The following is an 18,423-nucleotide window of genomic DNA, read 5'->3' as shown; positions in this document are numbered from 1 at the left end:
ACGACCTGGTTGAAAGCGTGCAGGAAATGGCCGCCATTGAGCAGGTCCATGAATCACCGGACATAAACCGCATCCACCGTCATGAACTGCCGGATGTAAAGCTGATCAGAAAAAATGCGGGGCTAAAGCAAGCTGAGTTTGCCGATGCGATGGGCGTGAGCGTGGATCTTATTCGTAGCTGGGAGCAACACAGACGCAGCCCTACCGGACCAGCATTAAAAATGCTTTATCTCATTCAGCAGCAGCCCTTACTGATTAACGCATTACAGGCGTTGTAATCCCAGTTGCGCTACCGATTATTATCATGGCCTGGCAGATTGCCTGTTGCGGCGCTTTCAGCAACCACCAGACGGATTGAGCTCACAAACTTTAGCTGTGAGCTAAGGCATGTTTGAAGCTTATAACGTCTAATTCTGCTCCGACAGCTGGACCGCCATGGTATCGGCGTCGAGCGCCTCGAAGATGTGCGGTTCATCAGCGGGATAACAAATATAATCGCCGGGGAAGAGTTCGACCGGCGCGTCCATCGGGCCGACCCGCGCGCGACCGCGTGCCAGGATGATGTGTTCGACTGAACCCGGTGGATGCGGTTTTGACGCGCGCGGTGCGCCGGGCTGGCTGGTAATCAAGTACAGATCGCGGCGGCCGCCCGGCGGACAGCTGGCCAGTAGCGCGGCCTGAAAGTCCGCTAACTCTGCTGACACCACCATGCCTTCGCCACGCCGAATCACCTGCATCTTTTTCACTTCCGGCTCCATCAGCCGTGCAAACGGAATATTCAGCGCCACACACAGTGACCATAACGTCTCAATGCTGGGGTTACCGTTGCCTGCCTCCAGTTGCGACAGCGTTGACTTGGCGATGCCAGCGCGGCGCGCCACTTCCGTCAGCGAAAGTCCGGCGCGCTGGCGTTCGCGCACCAGTCCGGCGGCAATGATAGCAATGGGCGGGGTCACAATTACTCCTGTTCTTTATATCGAACGTTTTGTTCATCTTGTAAAACACGTACGGTGCGTTCATTATAACGGCTTTCTTGTTCGTTATGAGATCAAATTGTGATGCGTCTGGGTGCCGTACCGCTTGATCGCGGCGTATTGAAAGCGATCTTCCTTGTTTGTCTGGCCGACGGCATCGTTGGCCTCTCCTATGGTTCTCTTGCCGCTGCCGACGGTTTTCCGCTCTGGGTGCCGATTGCGCTCTCGACGCTGGTGCTGGCGGGTGCGTCCGAGTTTTTGTTTATTGGCATCGTGGCAGGCGGCGGCAGTCCGTTAACCGCTGCCGCAGCCGGTTTACTGGTCAACGCGCGTCATCTGCCGTTTGGCATTGCGGTGAAAGACCTGGTCGGGCAGGGCGGACGCAGCCTGCTGGGCTGCCATATCATGAATGACGAGAGCGTGGTGTTCGGTATTTCACAGCCGAAGCTGGCGCAGCGTCGGGCGGCTTACTGGGTTTGCGGACTGGGTATTTTTGCCATCTGGCCGCTCACGGTGATTGCCGGTGCGGTGATTGGGCGCTTTATTCCTGATGTGTCGGCGATTGGCCTGGACGCGGTGTTTCCGGCCATCCTGATCGCGCTGATTTTCCCGGCGCTGCGCCAGCGTCGCACGCGCATTCCGGCCACCCTCGGGGCACTGCTGTCCGTGCTGGCGACGCCTTTTGTGCCAGCCGGTATGCCGGTGCTGTTTTCTTTACTCGGTTTGCTGAGCTGGCGGGAGCGCAAAGATGCAAAATAGTTTAGTGATTGCCGGCATCGCGCTGCTGGCTGCAGGGACGTATGCGATTCGCTTTGCCGGTTACCGGCTGGGCAGCCGGATGCACATGTCAGAACGTGTGCGCAACATGCTGTCCGACGCGGCAACGGTGCTGCTGCTGGCTGTCGCTGTCACCACCGCGCTGTTTGAGGGCACCGATTTCGCCGGCGTCGCACGGCTCACCGGCGTGTTGTTCGCGGTGTTTCTCGCCTGGCGTCGCGCGCCATTGATACTGGTAATCATCGGTGCGGCGGTGATGACGGCGCTGCTGCGCTATTTTGGCGTACCGTAAGCGGCGGCGTGATGACCGGCGCAAAGATGACGGCGCACTGGCACCTGCTTTGCAGCTATGATTAGGGATAGAGAGTACAACAAGGACAACGCGAAAATGGTGATTAACTGCGTGGTGTATCGCCACGGCAAACGCGAAGAGCATGTCGAAGTCGATCAAATCAGCGAAGTGCTGAAAGAGGAAAAATCGTTCGTCTGGCTTGGCCTGTATCAACCCGATCCGGCGTTCATGCAAACGCTGCAGGAAGAGTTTAGCCTGCATGAGCTGGCGATTGAGGATGCGCTGGTGGCGCATCAGCGTCCCAAGATTGAGCAGTACGGCGAATCGGTATTTATCGTGGTGAAAACCGCACACATGGAAGATCGCCAGCGCATCAGCTTTGGCGAAACCCACTTTTTCCTCGGCAAAAATTTTCTGATTACCGTGCGTCACGGTTCGGTTGAGGGCTATAAAGCGATCCGCGCTAAAGCCGAGAAAAATCATGCCATGCTGTGCCAGGGACCCGGCTATGCGCTCTACTGCATTCTCGATTTTATCGTCGACAACTACAGCAAAATCACCGAATCGCTGAGTGAACGTATTGCTGACCTGGAAGACGGCATGTTCACCACCCGCTTTGACAGCGTCACGCTGGAGAATGTCTACCACTTGCGGCGTCAGCTGCTGTCGTTGCGCAATGCGGCGATGCCGGTGACAGAGATCTGCCCGCAGCTGGTGCGCTTCCATGAAGATATCATCCCGAAAAATCTGCGCGCCTATCTGCGCGACGTGCAGGATCACGCGCACCACGTCATGATTGATGCCGAAGACATGCGCGAAACGCTGGCCAGCGCCATGCAGGTGAATCTGGCGCTGGTCTCGGTACAGCAGAGTGAGGTGAATAAAAAGCTGGCCGGCTGGGGGGCAATACTGATTGTGCCGACTATCATCTTCAGTATGTACGGTATGAACTTCTCAGACATGCCAGAGCTGCACAGCCACTTTGGCTATCCGGCGGCGCTGGCGGTCACGCTGGTGATCTGTTTCGTTATGTGGTGGCGGCTGAAAAAAGCGGGCTGGCTGTAAGCATGATGGCCTGCGCGCGCTGTCACCAGACGCGCAGGCCAGGGCGATTTCAGCCTGAAATCGCCAGGCCCAATCTGCCTCAATGCGCGCTGGCAGTAGGGCGCACCGTGATCTCATTGACATCAACTTCGCCAGGCTGATTAATGGCCCAGCTCACCGCCTGCGCAATGGCTTCGGGTTTTAACGTAATCTGACGATAGCTCTGCATGGCCACGCGTGCGGTCTCGTCAGTGATGGTGTCCGCCAGTTCCGATTCCACCACGCCGGGATTAATGACCGTCACACGCAGCTGGCGCGATTCCTGACGCAGGCCATCCGAGATGGCGCGAACCGCGAATTTTGTGGCGCAGTACACCGCTGCCGTCGGCGATACCGCCAGCGCACCAATCGAGGCGATATTGATGATATGGCCGCTTTGCTGCGATTCCATGACTGGCAGCACGGCAGCAATACCGTAAAGTACGCCACGCACGTTGACGTCGAGCATACGGTCCCATTCATCCACCTTCAGCGAACTGAGCGGCGACAGCGGCATGACGCCGGCATTGTTGATCATCACATCAACCCGGCCATATTTATCGCGGGCAAAATCGGCCAGCTGCTGCGTATCGGCACGCTGCGTCACGTCGGTGGCCAGATAATCCAGTTGCGCGCCGCTGGCACGCAGTTCATCACACAGTATTGCCAGCCGATCGGTACGGCGCGCGCCGAGCACCAGTTTATGCCCCTGACTGGCCAGCAGACGTGCTATCGCTTCGCCGATGCCGCTGCTGGCGCCGGTCAGAATAATCACTTTCGCATTGGAATGAGCCATGATGGTTTCCTCGTGTTGGTTGACGAGGCTATTGTGGAAAACGCCGGCTAAAGCGAACAGACCGGATTGTGGCGCATCATTGCCTGATTCTCTCGTCACTATTGTGAGTAAGAAAGAAACCTGGCTATGCTTTGCCTGAACCTCTCACCGGAAACCCGTTATGTCGCAAACCGTACAACAGCAGACCTGCGCGCTGCTGCGCCAGCTGGCACCGCAGGAAGGTTACACGGCCTCACTGCTCGACAGCGTGCGCTTTATGCGTGCCGACCGGCAGTGGGCGCGTACGCCGGTTCTTTATGAGCCGAGCATCATCATTATCTGTCAGGGCTCGAAGCGGGCGTTTCTTGCCGACAAAATGTATCGCTACGACGCACAGCACTATCTGGTGTTGTCGGTGCCGCTGCCGTTCTCCGCTGAAACTGAAGCGACCTCCGCCGAACCGTTGCTGGGGCTGGCTATTCGTCTGGATGCGGCCACGCTGGCGCGCCTGGTGACGCAGGTCGCAGCGGCAGACATTCCGCTGGCGGAGACACCAGCCAGCATTATTTCGACGCCGGTAAATGAGACGCTGGCGGACAGCACGCTGCGCCTGTTGCAGGCGCTGAGCGATCCGCTGGAAGCGCAGGTTTTAGGCCCGGCACGGGTAGAAGAGATTTGCTTTCGTGTGTTGCTGGGTGAGCAGGGCGGTGCGGTGCGCGCAGCGCTGACCTATCAGGGGCATTTTGGCCGCATCGCGCGGGCGCTGCAGCGCATTCATGCTGACTGGCAGCAGCCGCTGGATGTGCCGCATCTGGCCAGCGAAGCGGGCATGAGCGTTCCGCGCTTCCATCTGCATTTCAAAAGCGTCACGCAGACCTCGCCGATTCAGTATCTCAAGTCGCTGCGGCTGCATCAGGCGCGTTTGATGATGATTCGCGATAATCTCACCGCCGCCGGTGCCGCCGCACGTGTCGGTTACGAAAGTGATTCACAGTTTAACCGGGAGTTTAAGCGGATGTTTGGTCGCACCCCAGCTGACGAGGCGCGGGTGATGAAACGCGCCTTTGCGCTGCTGCCGCCGGAACAATTATCCGCGCGGCTACAGGCACATTAGGTCAGTACGCGATGACGATTGCCGCCACCACACCAATCCAGAACAGCAGGCTGGCAGCCAGTGCCAGCTGGCACAGTAACCGGCGGGAAAAATTCAGCAGCGCACTGAGGCGCGGCGATAACATTAATACCATAATCATCCCTCACAACAGCCAGCAATTCATCAGCGCAGCCCCATCACGGCAACCACCAGCAGAATCCAGAAAAATGCACAACCTGTTAGCAGAAAACGCCAGACAAGATGGCGTTCGGGAGTCAGCAGCGTGTGCAGACGCATACGAAGAAGCAGTGGCATAGCGACCTCAAATCAGAAAGTTTTATAGGGAATATCCGGCAGCTGAGAACAGAAAATTCTGTCAGCGAATAAGAACATTCTGACGTGTTATAAGGCCGCGAAACGACAAGACCAGTCTTGAAAACAGGCTGAGAAATTCCTTAGCAGGCAGGCAATAGCCACAGCGGACATCAGGTGCCGCTGTGACCATCTGGCACAGCAAAGCCGGTTACACGCTGCGCGTGACGCCGCCGTCCACGCGAAGATTCTGCCCGGTGATATAAGCCGCGCCGGGCGAAGCAAGAAACGCAATGGTAGCCGCCACTTCTGCAGCCGTGCCGTAGCGCTGCATGGGCACGCTGTCGCGCCGTTCATCCGTTTTCGGCAGGCTATCAATCCAGCCTGGCAGGACGTTGTTGATACGAATATTCTCAGCTGCGTAGGTGTCGGCAAAGATTTTACTGAAAGAAGCCAGACCGGCACGGAACACGGCCGAGGTCGGGAACATGTCGGTGGGTTCAAACGTCCATGCCGATGAGATATTGATGATACTGCCGCCACCCTGCTGCTGCATGATCGGCGTGACCAGACGTACAGCGCGCACCACGTTGAGGAAGTAGGTTTCCATTCCCTGCTGCCACGCATCATCGCTTAATTCGAGGATTGGCGCGCGCGGACCGTGACCGGCACTGTTAACCAGCACGTCAATACGTCCCCAGCGCGCCAGAGTGGCATCAATCAGGTGCTGCAAATCGTCCACTGACTGATTCGAACCGGTAATACCGAGCCCGCCCAGACGATTCGCCAGCGCCTCGCCTTTGCCGGAGGAGGAAAGAATCGCGACCCTGAAACCCTCGCTGGCCAGCTTCTCCGCTGCCGCTGCGCCCATACCGCTGCCACCTGCGACAATTACCGCAACTTTTTCTACTGTCATGTGAGTAACCTCATCAATTAAATATCCTGTGATGCCAGTATAATGGCCGGGAGATGCCGCAGAGAGTCAGCTCAGCTGGCAATTGACGATAGGAAAACTACAGGATGAATCAGGGCTTTCAGGCATTACCGTCGCTGAATGCACTTCGGGTATTTGAAGCCGTGACGCGGCACCTTAATTTTCGCCTCGCCGCTGAAGAGCTCGGCGTGACGCAGGGTGCGGTTGCGCAGCATATTCGCGGTCTCGAGGCCAGCCTGGGCCTGAAACTGTTCGATCGGTTGCCGCGTTCGCTGGCGCTGACCGCTGCCGGTGCAGGCTATGCGGTGCACATTCGACAGGCATTTGAGCTGATTGATGAGGCGACGCGCACGCTGCGCCCGGAGCCGGATCGCCTGACGCTGAGCGTAACACCGACCTTTGCCAGCCGCTGGATGCTGCCGCGTTTACCGGCATTTACCGCGGCCTGGCCGGATATCGACCTGCGCGTGCTGGCCTCTGAACGGCTGGTGCAGTTTCACCATGAAGGCGTCGACCTGGCGGTGCGCTATGGCCGGCCGCCGTTTGGTAGCGGGCTGGAGGCCACGCTGCTGTTTAGCCAGACGGTGCTGGCGGTGGTCAGCCCGGCGCTGCTGGCACAACACGATGATGCAGCGCAGCCAGAAAATTGCCTGCGCTATCCGCTGCTGCACGATGGCCATCACCTGTGGCCGGCGTTCCTGGCGTTTATGTTCCCCGGCCAGTCGCTGCAGCATCAGCATCATCTGCGCTTCAACCAGACCGCGCTGGCGCTGGAAGCGGCGCTGAGTGGTCAGGGTATCGCACTGACCAGCCCGCATTTTGTGCAGAACGATCTGGCCAGCGGTCGGCTGGTTCCCGCCTGGCATCGTGAGATGCCCGTTGATGCCGGCTGGTATCTGGTGGCTCCGCGTCGTCCGCGTGAGCAGGCAACGGTGAGTGCGGTTCGTGCGTGGCTACTCAGTCAGGCGGAGCAGAGCAAAGATTGATGGCTGAGCAACGCGATGCTTTTATGTTCAATAACAAAATCAGTAAAACTGATGATCGTCTGCGAATTATGAATGTTATAACTGACTGAGCATGCATTTTATAAGGTTTATCCTGCACAGGCAGGGTTTTAGAAAAATATCACGCAAATTCAGCTATTAAGGAAAGGAATTGTGCGTTGCAATCTGCTGAGGGCTGTGAATAAATAAAACGCTGAATTTCATAAAAATGCCATAACGGCCAGGCGACAGCCTGCATAACCGTATTACCACCATGACCGATCATAAAATTCTTTTAGCCAGGGATATCAGCGCCAGAAGTGAAAGCATGCAGGCGCACCTCATCGCCATCCGGCGCGATATTCACGCACATCCGGAACTTGGTTTCGACACCGTCCGCACCGCAGCCATCGTGGAACAGGAGTTGCTGCGCCTCGGGCTGACGCCGCAAACCGGCGTGGGCCGCACCGGCGTGATGGTGGACATTACCGGCGCGCAGCCGGGCAGGACCGTGCTGCTGCGTGCCGATATGGATGCGCTGCCGATTCATGAGCAAACCGGCCTGCCGTTTAGCAGCATCTGGCCGGGTAAAATGCACGCCTGCGGCCACGATATCCACACGGCTACGCTGCTCGGCGTTGCAGCGATCCTCACGGACCTGCGCAGCCAGCTGCACGGCATGGTGCGGCTGATTTTTCAGCCGGCGGAAGAGACGCCAGAGAGCGGCGCGCAAGCCATGATTGCTGCCGGCGCAGCGGACGGCATTGATGTGGCGATCACGCTGCACAATAAACCAGAGCTGGCCGCAGGAGAAATCGCCCTGACGCGCGGTGCCAGCACCGCCTCCAGCGATGAATTCGACGTAGTGATTCATGGCAAATCCACCCACGCCGCCCGGCCGCACATGGGTACCGATCCGATCATTGCCGCCGCCAGCCTGGTAACGCAGCTGCAGACCATTGTGTCGCGCGAGCTCGATCCGGCGAACTCTGCTGTGCTGACGATTGGCCATATCCACGGCGGCACCACCCATAACATCATCTCCGACAGCTGCCTGATTCAGGGCACCATCCGCGCTAAATCACCGCAGGCGCGCGCTCACATGGAAGACGCTTTCCGCCGCATCTGTGCCGGTGTCGCACTGTCGCTCAATACGCGGATTGAGGTCAATTATCAGCGAGGCGTACCGCCGCTGATGAATGATGATGCGCTGATTGATGCACTGGAGCCGATTCTGTCGCACCAGTTCGGCAAGCCGGTGGTGGCAAAACCCAGCAGCAGCTTTGGCGCGGAAGATTTCTCGCTGTTTACCGAGCGTGTGCCGGGCTGTCAGATCCATATCGGCTCTGGCGCGCCGGGGCGCGACGACCATCTGCACAACTCCGACTATCAGCCGGACGAACGCAGCATTCACGCTGGCACACAGGCTCTGGCCCGTATAGCGATCGACTTACTCTCCTGATAATAATGAGGTTTTATGATGATGCGTAAAGGGCTGTTCTCCGCCTCCGCGGGCCTGTTGCTGCTGGCTTCTGCCGTGGTTCAGGCAAAAGATTTTGGCACGTTAAAATTCGCTACCGAAGCGGCCTATCCGCCGTTTAACCAGTCCACGCCGAGCGGCAAAATTGTCGGCTACGAGCCCGATATGGTGGCCGAACTGGCGAAACGCGCGGGATTCAAATATGAAATCGTCGCGCAAAAGTGGTCCGGACTGATCCCCGGCCTCGCTGATGGCAAATATGATGCAGTGGTCGATGCCGTCACCGTGACGCCAAAACGTCAAGAAGTGGTGGATTTTACCCATCAGTACACCGTGAGCGTTTCGGGCTTCGTCACGCTGAAGGGCAGCGCAGTGGATACCCTGCCGGGCAACGGTGAAGTGGTACAGGCGACCGATGAAGCCGGTATGAACAAAGCCATCGACGCGCTGAAGGCGAAGTTCAAAGGCAAAACCATTGCGGTGCAGGTCGCTACCATTCAGGCCGATTTTCTCAACAAATACCTCGGTGATGTCGCGACTATCCGTACCTATCAGGCCGGCCCGGAAACCTTCGCCGATCTGCTCAATGGCCGGGTTGATGCGGTCATGGCATCGCGCACCAATCTCAATGCTTATGTGAAAAAACACGCGGATACGGTAAACAGCACCGGTTACGGCTTTGTGGGGGGTGTACTGGGCCAGGGCTCGGCGATTGCCATTCGTAAAAACAATCCGGAGCTGAAAGCCGCGCTGGATCAGGCGCTGGTATCGATGATCAAAGACGGCACGCTGAAGCAACTGTCTGAGAAATGGTTCGGCGAGAACGTCGCGCCTGCGGAATAATGCTGAGCGCTTATGACTATTGACTGGCAACTGTTGGGTTTTGGTGACGAAGGCTGGGGCGGCGTGCTGCTGGACGCCGCCACCGTCACGGTAACGGTCTCGCTGTGTGCGTGGCTGCTGGGCGCGATGCTCGGCAGCCTGCTGTGCTGGATGCAGATTGGTGGCGGCCGCTGGCAGCAGCGTCTTGCCAGCGGCTACATCACGCTGTTTCGCGGCGTGCCGGAGCTGCTGGTGATCTACCTGTTCTACTTTGGCGGCCGACAGGTGGTCGGGTTTATCGGTGAAGCTATCGGCCTGCAGGGACCGTTTGACGTTAACGGCTTCGTTGCCGGCGCGATCGCTATCGGGCTGATTTCCGGCGCTTATCAGAGCAGCGTATTTCGCGGCGCGTTTTACGCGATTCCCGCCGGCACGCTGGAAGCCGCTACGGTCACCGGTATGGGCCGTTTTATGCTGTTCCGCCGCATGATTGTGCCGCAGGCGCTGCGCACCGCGCTGCCGGGCATGGGTAATCAGTGGCAATCGGTGATTAAGGAGTCGGCGCTGGTATCGGTGACCGGGCTGGTGGAAACCATGAACCAGATTTCCACCGCGTCGAATTCCACCCAGATGCCGTTTTTCTTCTACAGCGTAGGCGCGGTGATTTATCTGATTATCACCACCTGTTCAGATTTCTTCTTCCGCTATGTGGAAAAAGTGGCCATGCGCGGGCAACAACGCGCGCGGTTGTAGGGAGCCACGATGGATTTCACCTTTTTACAGCACACGCTGGCGGCGCTGCTGCGCGGACTGCCGCTGACGCTCAACCTGGCGGTATTATCCCTGCTGGGCGGCGGGATACTGGCGCTGCTGCTGAATCTGCTGCGTCAGCATCGCCTCGGCAGCTACGTTACGCGTTTTTATGTCTGGCTGTTCCGCGGTACGCCGCTGCTGATTCAAATCTTCATGATTTACTATGGCCTCGGCAGCCTGCCGGCGGTGCGCGAAAGCGTGCTGTGGCCGCTGCTGCGTGAGCCCTACTGGTGCGGGTTAATTGCGCTGATTCTCAACGACGCGGCTTACACCGCCGAGATCCTGCGCGGCGGACTGAATGCGGTTAGCGTGCAGTCACTGGAAGCGGCGAAAGTGTGCGGCATGTCGCGCTTCACTACGCTGCGGCGCATCACGCTGCCGCTGGCGGTGCGACAGGCGCTGCCGGCCTACAGCAATGAGATCATCTCGATGATCAAATCCACATCGCTGGTGAGCACCATCAGCCTGATGGAGATGACCGGCATCGCCGACTCCATCGTGTCAGAAACCTTCCGCGCGCTGGAGGTGTTTATCAGCGCGGCGATTATCTATCTGCTGCTGACCGTGCTGGTGAGCAAAGCGGTGGCGCTGCTGGAGCGCCGTTTGTCCCCTTATCACGCTGGAGCACGTTAATGAACAAACCCACTATTGCCCTGAGCCATCTCAGAAAAAGTTATAGCGGGCATGAAGTGCTGCATGACATCAGCCTGACGGCGCAGGATGGCGACGTCATTTCGCTGATCGGCGCCAGCGGCTCCGGTAAAAGTACGCTGCTGCGCTGCATCCCGTTTCTTGAAGTGCCACAGGCCGGTGAGATTGCCGTGGGCGATGAAGTGGTCACCCTCGATAACGCGGACGAAAAGCTGAGCCGTGAACAGCGCCGCCGCATTAAGCTGATGCGCATGCAGCTCGGCTTTGTGTTTCAGGGCTTCAATCTGTGGCCGCACAAAACCGTGCTGCAGAACATCATTGAGGCGCCGATCCATGTGCAGAAGCGCAGTCATCAGGAGGCCGTTGCCGAGGCCGAAGCGCTGCTGCAAAAAGTCGGGTTATACGAAAAGCGCAACGCGTGGCCATCGCAGCTCTCCGGTGGCCAGCAGCAGCGCGTGGCGATTGCCCGGGCGCTGGCGCAGCAGCCGAAAGCGATACTGTTTGATGAACCCACTTCCGCGCTCGACCCGGAGCTGGTGGGCGAAGTGCTGCGCGTCATCCGCAGCCTGGCGGAAGAGGGGCGCACCATGATTATCGTCACCCACGAAATGGGGTTTGCGCGCGATGTATCAAACAAAGCGGTGTTTCTGCATCAGGGCAAAATCGAAGAGTCCGGATCGCCGCAGCAGGTGTTTAGCGAACCGATCTCGGCGCGCTGTCGCGCTTTTGTCAGCAGCCACCTGCAGCGCAACAGCTAACCAGATTTGTGCCAATGGTGTTCTAAGCCAAATTATGGAAAAATCGCCCTCCCTCAACGGAGGGCTTTTTTATCGGCGCAGGGAAGGTGCACGTCGTCGCGCACTTCACGTCCATCGATAACCAGCTACCGTCAGGTCTGGCTGCTGTTGCGTTACCGCGCGACAGAGAGGGCCGAAATTTTCCTCATTTTTCTACAGGCGGAGTACGTAATGGGCGCGAAGGTGTGGTTAGTGGATGATGATGTATCCGTGCGCGAGTCGCTGGGATTTCTGCTGCGAACCGTGGACTACGAGGTCGCCGACTTTGCTGACCTGGCATCGTTCGAAACCGCCGCCGCCGATCAGCAAGCCGTATGCGGCTGTCTGCTGCTTGACGTGCGACAGCCAGAGAGTAGCGGCCTGAGCTGGCTGGCCAGGCAGGGCGCACGCCATCCGCTGCTGCCGGTGATCATCATGACCGGGCACGACACGCTGGAGGCCTGCCGGCGCTTGTTTGCTCAGGGCGCCTTTGCCTTTTTCACCCGGCCGCTGGAGATTGAATCGCTGCTGGAGACGGTCCGGCTGGCGATGCGTGAGAGTGAGCAGCGCGCCAGCCTCTAATGATGCCGCACCGTGTTGCCGGAAAGCGCGCGCCGGGAAGCCAGCGCGCACAGCAGCGGCACCGGCAGGGTAAACAGCAGTAACAGCCACAACAGCACATACACCGCATCCACGCCGTCGTTTTGCAGATTGTTGTACAGCTGCGCCGGCATTCCGTGGGGAAACCAGGCGAAAATCATCACAATGCCGAATTCGCCCATCGCCCGCACCCATGCCAGCGCCGTAGCCCACGCCAGGCCCGGTGCGGCCAGGGGCAGCGCCAGCCGCCAGAAGCGTGGCCACGGCGCGGCACCCAGCGTCCGACCCGCTTCAAGGATCTCCTGCGGCACCGCGATAAACGCCGAGCGTGCGCTGGTGACAAAGTAGGGCAGCGCGCCATACCACTGCGCCAGAATAAAGGCGGCGGGATTGTTCACCAGCGTCCAGCCCAGCTTGCTCAGCAGCTGGCCGGGCAAACTGTACGGACCGTACGCGCTGACCAGCAGGATTCCCATCGCCAGCGGCGGCGTCAGCAGCGGGATCATCACCAGCGTTTCCACCAGCCAGCGTATTTTTCCCCGCGCCTGCGACAGCCACCAGGCCAGCGGTAAGCCGGTCAGAAAGATCAGCACCAGCGCGATCGCTCCCAGACTGAGCGACGTGGTAATCGCCGCGCCGTCACCCCACGCCAGCCGCAGGTGTTGCCAGTGTGTGACGCCCGTCAGGGTGATAAACGGTACGGCCAGCAGCACCAGGGCGGGTAGCGACAGCCACAGCGCGCCAGCATGGCGGATTTTCATGGGATATAAAGCCCATCGCCCTTCGGTGCGGCATAACCTTGCTGTTTAAACAGCGCCTGGCCTGACGCGCTCAGCATGAAATCGACAAAAGCCTGGCCAGCGGCCGTACCGTGCGGCGCATTCCTCAGCACCGCCGCGTAATAAACCAGCGGCTGGGTGTGCAGCACGTTATCTTTACCCTGGCTGTCTTTGACGCTAAAGCTGACCGTGTTGTACCACTTAGTCGCCATCGCCGGATTGCTGAGGTTGATTTCATCGGGCAGCGCGATGTAAGGGAGATGGGCAGAGATCACTTCGCTTTCATAGCCCGCAGCCGCATCCACCTGACCGCTCTCGAGCCGCGTCAGCAAGCCACCTTCCAGATGGGTTTGTGCGGGATTCTGGTAACCGCCGAGAATGTGGTCAGCGATGCCGGGCTGCCGGTAATACTTCTGCGCCAGTAGCAGGGTGAAAATGATGTTCTGGCCTTTAGGATCGTTTACCGGATCGGTCCGACCAAATTTCAGTCCCGGCGCTGCCAGCAGCTGAAGCCAGCGGCCATCATTGCCTTTGGCTGCGGCAAACTGCGGCGCAAACGGCCCCTTCGGGTTATAGGCGATCACCATGCTGGTGCTGGCTACCGGTACTGCGTTGTCGATCAGTCCGGCGTCTTTCAGGATCTGCATCGGACCGGGAGTAATAGACACGAACACGTCAGCAGTGATTTTTTTGCTCGCCAGCAGGCGCGCCATGCCGTAAGCCCCCTGGCCCTGACCTTCATACTTACCGTCATGCTGTTGTGCAAATGCCGGGCCCAGTGCCTGATCCATCACTTTTCCCATCGAGCCGGCATACGTCACGCGGATATCCATGGCGGCCTGCGCCGGTAAACTCAATCCGCCGGCGGCAGTCATTAACAGTAGGGTAAGCGTCTTCACGCGTAGATTCCTATTCGCTATATAAATGAGTAGATAGCGATTATCGGAATTCTCCGTTTTAGCGCAAGGTAAAATCTGTTGCGAAATCCTGCGGTCGCGCGCCAGCGCCGGGTTTTAGTGCCAGTTCATCACGCGCTGAGAGAAAAAAATTCATTTACCGATCCGCAAGCTACCGCATACGCAGGCGGCCAGCCGTTTGCTGGTTAAATAAGCGGCTATAGTTATCCCAGTTAGATTATTTGCGTGCCGCTGGGCGTGCACCTTTTCCTCATTTGCCTGGAGCCCGTTACTACGTCACGAGGTTTAATGTGTTTGCCGATCTTTCCTGGAAAATTATTCATCAGGTCATCAACCAAACCATCGCTGAGATGGTGGATGAACAGCAAACGCTGGACGTGCTGAGCCTGCGCAGGCGCTTAAGGGAAATGGCGGAGAACGAAACTAACGAGGAGATGGTGCTGTGTTACTGGCAGGCCAGCAAAGTGCTGACGCGTTTGCCGCCCACCGTCACCGCCAGCCAGTTGATAGAAGAGGCGCGCCATGCGTTCCGCAGTCCGCCCAGTCACGATTCGCTTTAACGCGAAATGCTTTTCTTTCCCCGTTGCGCTTAACAGACTCTAATTGGCTGAAATTTAATCATAATCATGCAATACGCTCTGCTAGACTTCCTGGGTTAACAACGCTGAAAACAGAGGACAGTAATGAAAATCAAAAGTTATGCCGCACACAACGCCGGTGATGCGCTGGTACCGTACGAGTACGAAACCGGTCCGCTGGCGGCGGAAGAAGTGCTGGTTGAGGTCGATTACTGCGGTGTGTGCCATTCTGATTTGTCGATGATTGATAACGAGTGGGGCATTTCCTCTTATCCGGTCATTGCCGGTCACGAAGTGATTGGTCGCATCAGCGCACTCGGCGATGCGGCGCAGGACAAAGGATTGAAGGTCGGCCAGCGCGTGGGTATCGGCTGGACCGCGAAAAGCTGCCAGCACTGTGATGCCTGCATCAATGGCGAGCAGGTCAACTGTGAGAACGGTTCAGTGCCCACCATCATGAACAAAGGCGGTTTCGCCAGCCATCTGCGCGCCGACTGGCAGTGGGTGATTCCGCTGCCGGAATCCATGGACATCACCTCTGCCGGTCCGCTGCTGTGTGGCGGCATTACCGTATTCAAACCGCTGCTGATGCACCATGTAACGGCCACCAGCCGCGTCGGCGTAATCGGTATTGGCGGCCTCGGCCATATGGCGATCAAACTGCTGCGCGCCATGGGTGCTGAAGTTACGGCGTTCAGTTCGAATGCCAGCAAAACCGAATCCATCAAAGCCATGGGCGCCGATCGTGTGGTCAACAGCCGCGATCCGCAGGCGCTGAACGCGCTGGCCGGGCAGTTTGATTTGATTATCAGCACCGTAGCCGTCGATCTGGACTGGCAGCCGTACTTCCAGGCGCTGGCTCCGCACGGTAAGTTCCACACCGTGGGCGCGGTGATGAAGCCATTTGAGGTGCCGGCGTTCAGTCTGATTCTGGGCGATCGCGCGGTAACGGGTTCTTCTACCGGTTCACCGGGCCAGCTGCGTAAGCTGATGCGTCTGGCGTCACGCGCCGATGTGGCACCGCAGGTGGAAGAGTTCCCGATGTCAAAAATCAATGAAGCGCTGGATCACGTACGCGCCGGTAAAGCTAATTACCGCGTGGTGCTGAAGGCCGATTTCTGAGTCGGAATCTGAGGCGGATAACACGCTGACATTTGTTAAACAAAACGGCGGCCAGGGGATCTGCCGCCGTTTTTTACGCCTTATCCCTGCGAATCATCCTTTTCGCCGAGGAAGAAATACCACAGCGGAATCGACATCAGCGCGGTGAACACCGTGGTGTAAAGCGCGATCATAAAGCCCTGCGTCAGATACATGGTCAGCGTCCAGTGGCTGAACGGGATGCCGTATTGATCGATCACGCCGCCGATAATCGCATTGCTCATCACCGTACCGACAATCAGCGCCAGAATAAACAGCCCACGCAGGTAGTAACGCATCTCCTTGCGTTTCACCGTGAAGCGCGCCCGCACGATACCGAGCGGCGACTGCTGCGCGGCGAGAATTTCCGCTTCGCTCATCGGCGCCCGCTGTTGTCTGCGCCAGCGCAGTACATCCACCAGCACGAAGGCCAGCAGGCTGACGCCCATCACCGGCAGGGCATAACCGAGCGCCAGCGCCAGCATCAGGCAAACCCCTTTGGCATAGTGCGGCAGCGCCAGCCAGCTTGCGCTCAGGGTTTGCGCCGGGCTGGCCTGATCGAGAGCCGGGCGGCGCAGCCACCACATACGATAACCCAGCACAATCATGCTGCACAAACCCAGGCCAAACAGCGCCAGCAACAGCTGATTAGGCCAGCCAAACAGCACGCCCATGTGCGCATCGACGCCCCAGCGCGTCAGTTTTGCCACCAGCGGGAAGCGATCAAACCAGACGTGATCGACAATCGCGAAGCTTTGCGGATTCACGGACACCGCATCCACCTGGGTGGGCCAGCTGCGATCAATCTCACTCACCGTCCAGGCTTTGCCCTCGCTTTTCGGCTGGCGCAGCTCCACTTTAGCCGCGCGGATGCCATCCTGACGCGCCGCCGCCAGCACGCGATCCCAGTCAGCGTCGGCGGCATTTGCCGGCAGTGACTTCGCTGGCTGCGTCGCCGGTTTCGCCATCGACGACATCGGCATGCTGGTCATGTCCATGTCCGGCATACTGCGGTGATCGGCATGAGGATCCGCCGGCGCGGCGGGCGCATCACCGCTGAGCGCCGTATTCACTTGTGGCGTCAGCCAGTTAAGCTCGGTACGCATCTTATCGATATTGCTACCTGCCCATTGTGACCAGGTGAGGCCGGTAACGGAGAAGAACAGCAGCCCGAGCAGCAGCGTCAGCCCTAGCGTGATGTGCCAGTGCCGGGTGAAGGCAAACCCCTTTCGCACGGTTTTCAACCGGCGTTTTGGTCGCGTGCCCAGCCACAGCAGCACGCCGCCGAGCGCGGCCACCCACAGCCAGCTCGCCGCCAGTTCGCTGTAGTTGCGACCAAAGTCACCGAGTAACAGGCTGCTGTGCAGCAGATCGAGCGTGGTGCGCAGAGGCAACACGCCACTGGTGCCGTACACCGTCATGTCGCCGGTTACTTTGAGGCTGTAGGGATCGATAAATACCGCACGCGACTGCGACGGACCGAGTGTGGCATCGCTGAACTGTACGCGCGTGGTATCGCGCGCGGCGGGCGCGGGTCGAACCGCATAAATGTGCTGATTTTCGCCCGCATAGGCGCGTGCCGCGGCGATCTGCGCCGAGAGCGGTTGCGCATTGCCCTGCGGCTGCGCGGTGAGCGCATCGGCGTAGATTAGATTTTCCAGCTGCGGCGTCAGCACATACAGCGTGCCGCTGAGCGCCGCCACGAAGATGAACGGCGCGACAAACAGGCCTATGTAAAAATGTAAGCGGCGTAGCAGATTAAGCACCGCGCCGCGCGGTGCTGCAGAGTGAACAGCAGACAAAGCCGTCTTCCTTCCGATAAGAGAATGTCAGGGCACAGCGCAGGCGTTGTACCGATTAATGAGATTCAGCAGGAAAGAAAAACCGGTGGCGCGCGCGGACGATGGGTACCGCTGAAGCGGCGCGGCCGGGGTGCCACCAGCGGCGGCAGCGGTGGCGCGCGCGAGATCACCAGCATCAGCCAGATGAACGGGATAAACACCCACATCATCAGCGGAACATGCACCAGCAAATCACAATAGCCGCAGGCAAATTCGCCGTCGTCCATGTTGTGAGGCATCATGCCCGGCATCGCCATCTCCATCGGCATATCGTGATGGTGCATTGGCATGGCAGATGAAGGGCTGTGCGACGCCACGGGGTCAATGCGCGTTTGCCGCTCCAGCAGCGTTTTCGACACAATCGGCGCGACGAACAGCAGCAGCACCGCCACAATGGCGACGCAGGCGGTCAGGCGCTGGCGAAAGTGATAGGAAAACGTCATGGCAAATACTGAGTGCTTCAACAAATGAGGCCGAAGTGTAACGCGATTGCCGCACAAGGGTTAATAAAAGTGAGGCTGGGAGCGACAAAATTCGCACCTTTTGAAAAGGGTCACTTAACGTGGTGCGTTTGTTAACTTAATTGCAACCTGATGAGTACATTAGAGAAACACTATTTCTCATTGCTGAAGGATGAGCGGAGTCTGATGGCATAACCTGTCATTGCTCAGAATTTGTGGTCGCCATTAATGGCGACCCTACAAGGTATTTGCACTATTTGCACAGGGTGCGCATTGATCCGCACCGATATAAACGGGCGGCTCATTGTTTAACTCTTTTCATTTACAGGGAAGACTCTCAGT

Annotated in this window: 23 protein-coding genes; 14 read left to right on the top strand and 9 right to left on the bottom strand. The window is 58.4% G+C overall.

Features of this window, described 5'->3' with window-relative positions; all coding sequences use genetic code 11:
• A partial coding sequence (gene nadS / locus QMM04_RS02955) for a NadS family protein (RefSeq protein ID WP_282995605.1) occupies positions 1–278 on the top strand: 278 nt, incomplete at its 5' end.
• A gap of 129 nt (positions 279–407) precedes the next feature.
• On the opposite strand, the gene QMM04_RS02950 is transcribed toward nadS, so the two are convergent.
• A complete protein-coding gene (locus QMM04_RS02950) occupies positions 408–956 on the bottom strand; it encodes an XRE family transcriptional regulator (protein ID WP_125311237.1) in 549 nt (182 codons plus the stop codon).
• A 102-nt stretch (positions 957–1,058) separates the two neighbouring features.
• Between QMM04_RS02950 and QMM04_RS02945 the strand changes: the two genes are divergently transcribed.
• From QMM04_RS02945 to corA, 3 genes are all read left to right on the top strand, one after another.
• On the top strand, positions 1,059–1,733 hold the full coding sequence (locus tag QMM04_RS02945) for an AzlC family ABC transporter permease (RefSeq protein ID WP_058758973.1): 675 nt from the start codon (positions 1,059–1,061) through the stop codon (positions 1,731–1,733).
• A complete protein-coding gene (locus tag QMM04_RS02940) occupies positions 1,723–2,043 on the top strand; it encodes an AzlD domain-containing protein (RefSeq protein ID WP_021508856.1) in 321 nt (106 codons plus the stop codon). Before QMM04_RS02945 ends, QMM04_RS02940 begins: the two co-directional genes overlap by 11 nt.
• Before the next feature lie 96 nt (positions 2,044–2,139).
• Complete coding sequence (gene corA, locus QMM04_RS02935) at positions 2,140–3,108, top strand: magnesium/cobalt transporter CorA (protein WP_021508858.1); 969 nt, start codon at positions 2,140–2,142, stop codon at positions 3,106–3,108.
• Positions 3,109–3,187: 79 nt separating this feature from the next.
• Here the strand turns inward: corA and QMM04_RS02930 are convergent, their stop codons facing one another.
• Complete coding sequence (locus tag QMM04_RS02930) at positions 3,188–3,922, bottom strand: SDR family oxidoreductase (RefSeq protein ID WP_275029570.1); 735 nt, start codon at positions 3,920–3,922, stop codon at positions 3,188–3,190.
• Positions 3,923–4,082: 160 nt separating this feature from the next.
• On the opposite strand from QMM04_RS02930, the gene QMM04_RS02925 reads away from it, so the two are divergent.
• Positions 4,083–5,015 (top strand): AraC family transcriptional regulator, encoded by a 933-nt coding sequence (locus tag QMM04_RS02925; RefSeq protein WP_021508860.1) that lies wholly within the window; start codon positions 4,083–4,085, stop codon positions 5,013–5,015.
• 1 nt (position 5,016) lies between these two features.
• Here the strand turns inward: QMM04_RS02925 and QMM04_RS02920 are convergent, their stop codons facing one another.
• The 3 genes from QMM04_RS02920 to QMM04_RS02910 form a co-directional block, all read right to left on the bottom strand.
• Positions 5,017–5,148, bottom strand: coding sequence for a hypothetical protein (locus QMM04_RS02920; protein WP_262258341.1), 132 nt, complete (start codon positions 5,146–5,148; stop codon positions 5,017–5,019).
• 29 nt (positions 5,149–5,177) lie between these two features.
• On the bottom strand, positions 5,178–5,309 hold the full coding sequence (locus tag QMM04_RS02915) for a hypothetical protein (protein ID WP_254919537.1): 132 nt from the start codon (positions 5,307–5,309) through the stop codon (positions 5,178–5,180).
• A gap of 208 nt (positions 5,310–5,517) precedes the next feature.
• Positions 5,518–6,222 carry an SDR family oxidoreductase gene (locus QMM04_RS02910; protein WP_058758976.1) on the bottom strand — a complete coding sequence of 235 codons (705 nt, stop codon included), beginning with the start codon at positions 6,220–6,222 and terminating at the stop codon, positions 5,518–5,520.
• Between the two features lie 104 nt (positions 6,223–6,326).
• Here QMM04_RS02910 and QMM04_RS02905 point away from each other — a divergent pair, with 104 nt between their 5' ends.
• The 7 genes from QMM04_RS02905 (at position 6,327) to QMM04_RS02875 (ending at position 12,347) form a co-directional block, all read left to right on the top strand.
• Positions 6,327–7,226: a LysR substrate-binding domain-containing protein gene (locus tag QMM04_RS02905; RefSeq protein ID WP_159377597.1), complete on the top strand. Its 900-nt coding sequence runs from the start codon at positions 6,327–6,329 to the stop codon at positions 7,224–7,226.
• 271 nt (positions 7,227–7,497) lie between these two features.
• A complete protein-coding gene (locus tag QMM04_RS02900; protein WP_349253910.1) occupies positions 7,498–8,685 on the top strand; it encodes a M20 family metallopeptidase in 1,188 nt (395 codons plus the stop codon).
• 18 nt (positions 8,686–8,703) lie between these two features.
• On the top strand, positions 8,704–9,546 hold the full coding sequence (locus QMM04_RS02895; RefSeq protein ID WP_058776197.1) for a transporter substrate-binding domain-containing protein: 843 nt from the start codon (positions 8,704–8,706) through the stop codon (positions 9,544–9,546).
• A 12-nt stretch (positions 9,547–9,558) separates the two neighbouring features.
• Positions 9,559–10,278, top strand: a complete 720-nt coding sequence (locus QMM04_RS02890) for an ABC transporter permease subunit (RefSeq protein ID WP_058776116.1) — start codon at positions 9,559–9,561, stop codon at positions 10,276–10,278.
• A gap of 9 nt (positions 10,279–10,287) precedes the next feature.
• The gene (locus QMM04_RS02885) at positions 10,288–10,971 is read left to right on the top strand and encodes an ABC transporter permease subunit (protein WP_058758980.1); all 684 of its coding nucleotides are present in this window, start codon (positions 10,288–10,290) and stop codon (positions 10,969–10,971) included.
• A complete protein-coding gene (locus tag QMM04_RS02880) occupies positions 10,971–11,747 on the top strand; it encodes an ATP-binding cassette domain-containing protein (RefSeq protein ID WP_058758981.1) in 777 nt (258 codons plus the stop codon). Before QMM04_RS02885 ends, QMM04_RS02880 begins: the two co-directional genes overlap by 1 nt.
• 210 nt (positions 11,748–11,957) lie before the next feature.
• Positions 11,958–12,347 carry a response regulator gene (locus QMM04_RS02875; RefSeq protein ID WP_282995603.1) on the top strand — a complete coding sequence of 130 codons (390 nt, stop codon included), beginning with the start codon at positions 11,958–11,960 and terminating at the stop codon, positions 12,345–12,347.
• Here the strand turns inward: QMM04_RS02875 and QMM04_RS02870 are convergent.
• Together QMM04_RS02870 and QMM04_RS02865 are read right to left on the bottom strand one after the other, a co-directional pair.
• On the bottom strand, positions 12,344–13,126 hold the full coding sequence (locus tag QMM04_RS02870; RefSeq protein WP_282995602.1) for an ABC transporter permease: 783 nt from the start codon (positions 13,124–13,126) through the stop codon (positions 12,344–12,346). The two genes, QMM04_RS02875 and QMM04_RS02870, sit on opposite strands and share 4 nt — an antisense overlap.
• On the bottom strand, positions 13,123–14,019 hold the full coding sequence (locus QMM04_RS02865) for an extracellular solute-binding protein (protein ID WP_152391540.1): 897 nt from the start codon (positions 14,017–14,019) through the stop codon (positions 13,123–13,125). The genes QMM04_RS02870 and QMM04_RS02865 overlap by 4 nt, the downstream gene beginning before the upstream one ends.
• A gap of 332 nt (positions 14,020–14,351) precedes the next feature.
• On the opposite strand from QMM04_RS02865, the gene QMM04_RS02860 reads away from it, so the two are divergent.
• Positions 14,352–14,621 carry a hypothetical protein gene (locus QMM04_RS02860; protein ID WP_010616678.1) on the top strand — a complete coding sequence of 90 codons (270 nt, stop codon included), beginning with the start codon at positions 14,352–14,354 and terminating at the stop codon, positions 14,619–14,621.
• Between the two features lie 123 nt (positions 14,622–14,744).
• Positions 14,745–15,761: an NAD(P)-dependent alcohol dehydrogenase gene (locus QMM04_RS02855; protein ID WP_021508873.1), complete on the top strand. Its 1,017-nt coding sequence runs from the start codon at positions 14,745–14,747 to the stop codon at positions 15,759–15,761.
• A gap of 80 nt (positions 15,762–15,841) precedes the next feature.
• Here the strand turns inward: QMM04_RS02855 and QMM04_RS02850 are convergent, their stop codons facing one another.
• Both QMM04_RS02850 and QMM04_RS02845 read right to left on the bottom strand, forming a co-directional pair.
• A complete protein-coding gene (locus QMM04_RS02850) occupies positions 15,842–17,581 on the bottom strand; it encodes a DUF2534 family protein (RefSeq protein WP_262264101.1) in 1,740 nt (579 codons plus the stop codon).
• 65 nt (positions 17,582–17,646) lie between these two features.
• Positions 17,647–18,063 (bottom strand): DUF2946 domain-containing protein, encoded by a 417-nt coding sequence (locus tag QMM04_RS02845; protein WP_282995601.1) that lies wholly within the window; start codon positions 18,061–18,063, stop codon positions 17,647–17,649.
• Between the last annotated feature and the right edge of the window lie 360 nt (positions 18,064–18,423).

Origin of the sequence: Pantoea sp. Pa-EAmG (genome assembly GCF_030024295.1) — a bacterium.
Taxonomy (GTDB): domain Bacteria; phylum Pseudomonadota; class Gammaproteobacteria; order Enterobacterales; family Enterobacteriaceae; genus Pantoea; species Pantoea dispersa.
The sequence above is the reverse complement of the archived record's forward strand: the minus strand, read 5'-3'. Positions and strand labels throughout refer to the sequence as shown.